Source organism: Nocardia sp. NPDC127579 (genome assembly GCF_042672005.1).
Taxonomy (GTDB): domain Bacteria; phylum Actinomycetota; class Actinomycetes; order Mycobacteriales; family Mycobacteriaceae; genus Nocardia.
Map to the genome: position 1 here is coordinate 123499 of NZ_JBHXVZ010000001.1, position 3104 is coordinate 126602.

Consider the following 3104-nt stretch of genomic DNA (forward strand, 5'->3'; position numbering starts at 1 on the left):
GAGTGGGGCGCCCGTCAGAGTGGGGCGCCCGTCAGAGTGGGGCGCCCGTCAGAGTGGGGCGCCCGTCAGAGTGGGGCGCCCGTCAGAGTGGGGCGCCGCGGGCGCGGAGGGCGTGGGTGACTCGGGAGAGGATGTGGTGGGGGCGGGTGCGCAGGAGGGCGGCGCTGACGTGGATTATGGTCCAGCCCAGGTCGTTGAGGTACTGGTTGCGGTCGATATCCCAGGTGCGCTGGGCGGGATCGGTCCAGTGGTGAGCGCCGTCGTACTCGACCGCCACGCGCCATTCGGGCCAGCCCATGTCGAGCCGGGCCACGACGAAGCCGTCGGGGCCGATGACGCGGATCTGGGTGTGCGGTTTCGGCAGGCCGGCCTGCTGGAGCAGTAGCCGGGTGCGCGATTCCGGGATCGATTCGGCACCGCCGTCCACATAGCGCAGCAGGTTCCGAACCCGGGTGCCGCCACGCGCACGCGCCAGCGAGGCGACCAGTTCGGCGACCGCGTCGGGAACGAGCCGGGTTGCGTGGCAGAGCGCGTCGATGGTCTCTACTGCTTCGTCGAAATCGAGGCGGCGACCGAGATCGTAGGCCGTGCGGGCCGGTGTCGTGCAGCGGACCCCGTCGATCTCGGACACCTGATCCTCGGGTATGACATCGCGAAACACCCGGACACCGCGCGGCGCGCGAACATGGCCGGGCACCGCGATCTCGGCAGGCTTGCGATCCAGCCACTTCGCGCCGTGCAGTGCCGCCGCCGAATACCCGACCAGCACACCCCGGTCACGCGACCAGTGCGCAGCGGCATGCGCGCGACCCCGCGCATCCAACTCAACCCCCTTGCGCACATACACATTCGGATGAACCCGGGCGAAATCCTTCCGGAGCTCCCAACCACTCACCCGCCCCCCACCCAAAGCCCAGCTCCCCAAAAACGGTTCGTCACCCACCTCCACCCACCAATCCTCCCCCCACCAACCCCCCACCAACCGCCCATCCCCAGAAAACCTCACCATCCACAATCGGCGGAGCTGGAAGCGGGACATGACGGTGGCATTTCGCGAGAAGCCCCCACAGTGGTGTCCCACTTTCCCCAGTATCGCGATGCTGGTGGGCGAAGGGCGGAAGCCGAGGTGGTGGGGGCCTGAGTGGCGAGTTGCCGAATGGGAGGGCGCTGTTGGAGGTGGGGGCGGTCAAGAGGGCCGGGTCCAGGTTGGGTACGTCAGAGCCTCGAGAGTCAGGGGTGGGCTGGGTGGATTGTCGGCGCGAGTTCTAGCGGGCGCGCATGAATGCGGCGGCCGTGCCGGCGCCGAGGGGGCCTGCCAGGATGAGGCAGGTCTCGGGGACGGGCCTGCTCCTTCGATGATGCCGCCGCCTGCTGCGACAACTCTGCTGCTGAACCAGTGCTCGACGAGCACTGCCCAGCTATCGCCGACGACCGGAACGAGGTTCCTTCGCCGCTGATTGCTTGCCGCGTAGGCGTCGGCAGCATCGGGCGGCCTGACGTATAGCGGGTCGCTGTTGTGGTGGGCAGGTCGAACTGGCCAGGTGGCGTCGGCGAGATCGGCGATGGGCCGGGCCGACCAGGTGACGTCGGTAGCTCGGCGGTGGGCAGGTCAAGTCGGCCAGGTGGCGTCGGCGAGTTCGGCGACGGGCCAGACCAGCCAGCCAGAAGACGTCAGCGAGATCGATGACGAGCCACGCCAGCCAGGAGACGTCACCGAGATCGGCGACAAGCCACCCCAGCCAGCCAGAAGACGTCACCGAGATCGGCGACAAGCCACCCCAGCCAGCCAGAAGACGTCACCGAGATCGATGACGAGCCAGGCCAGCGGGGCAGGTGACGTCGGCGAGATCGATGACGAGCCAGGCCAGCGGGGCAGGTGGCGTCGGCGAGTTCGGTGGTGGGGCAGGTCAAGTCGGCCAGGTGGCGGCGGCGGGTTTGGTGGTGGATTCTTCGAGGAGGCGGGTGGTTTCGATGTGGAGGCGTTTGGGGGTGGCGGGGATTACTTGGACTCGTTCGTTGTCGTGGATGAGGTAGCGGCCGTCGTTGCGGTAGTCGATGACGTGCAGGCGGGTGCCGCCCTCGTGCCAGCCGTCGAGGGCGGGGCCGGTGACTACGCGTAGTTCGGCGTAGGTGCGGTAGGGGCGCTGGAGGAAAGCGATCGCCTGCTCGGGGGCCGAACGGCGGTGCGAGTTGGGGCGGGGCGGGCGGTTCAGATCGTTGCGGTGCATGTCGATGGGGGTGCCGGAGCCCGCGGGGACATCGGGGAGCACCGAGAGCAGGCGGGAAACGATGGCGTGTGCGGGGCGCAGATCGACCCGGATATTGCCGCCGTCGCCGAAGTTCGGGCCCGGGATCTGCGCGGCCACAACACCATTGGTGGATTCGCGGGCGGCGCACGCACGGATCATCCGGTCGCGGCCGTCATAGCGGTAGCCGAACAGCTCGATCCGCACGTCGGCATGGGCCAGCGCGTGCAGGGCGTGATAGAGCGAATCATCGGAACCCATGCGGGACAACAGCGCATCCGCCGCGGCTCGCCGTTGCAGATCGAACTCGACCTGAGTTTCCACCTCGGCGGCGAACGTCAACGGGAACGGCATACGATCCCGGCCGAGAGTCTCCCACGCGACCCAGAATTCGATCGGAGTCAACTCCCAGGTGCCGCTCACGCCCACACCTCGCAGACCCTCAGCCCCGGCATGCACGAAACGCCCCGCGACATGGCTCGCTCCCCCCACCCGCCCACACCCGCACCCTCGCCAACACTCAGCCCCAGCGTGCACGAAACGCCCCGCGACATAGCCCGCTCCCCCCACCCGTTCACACCCGCACACAGCGCATCCGCCGCGGCCCGCCGTTGCAGATCGAACTCGACCTGAGTTTCCACCTCGGCGGCGAACGTCAACGGGAACGGGAACGGCGTACGACGGCCGAGAGTCTCCCACGCGACCCAGGATTCGATCGGAGTCAACTCCCAGATCCCGCTCACGCCCGCACCTCGCAGACACTCAGCCCCAGCGACCGCGAAACGCGCCGGAACATGGCTCGCTCACCCCGCCCGCTCACACCCGCGCCCTCGCCAACACCCAGCCCCAGCGACCGCG

At 68.7% G+C, this 3104-nt stretch carries 3 protein-coding genes; all 3 read right to left on the minus strand.

Annotated elements, in window-relative coordinates:
* Nucleotides 1–82: 82 nt before the first annotated feature.
* Complete coding sequence (locus ACFVMC_RS00705) at nt 83–823, minus strand: type IV toxin-antitoxin system AbiEi family antitoxin (RefSeq protein ID WP_379205690.1); 741 nt, start codon at nt 821–823, stop codon at nt 83–85.
* Nucleotides 824–1907: 1084 nt separating this feature from the next.
* The gene (locus ACFVMC_RS00710; RefSeq protein ID WP_379205691.1) at nt 1908–2669 is read right to left on the minus strand and encodes an ESX secretion-associated protein EspG; all 762 of its coding nucleotides are present in this window, start codon (nt 2667–2669) and stop codon (nt 1908–1910) included.
* The gene (locus ACFVMC_RS00715; RefSeq protein WP_379205692.1) at nt 2666–2989 is read right to left on the minus strand and encodes a hypothetical protein; all 324 of its coding nucleotides are present in this window, start codon (nt 2987–2989) and stop codon (nt 2666–2668) included. The genes ACFVMC_RS00710 and ACFVMC_RS00715 overlap by 4 nt, the downstream gene beginning before the upstream one ends.
* Nucleotides 2990–3104 lie beyond the last annotated feature (115 nt).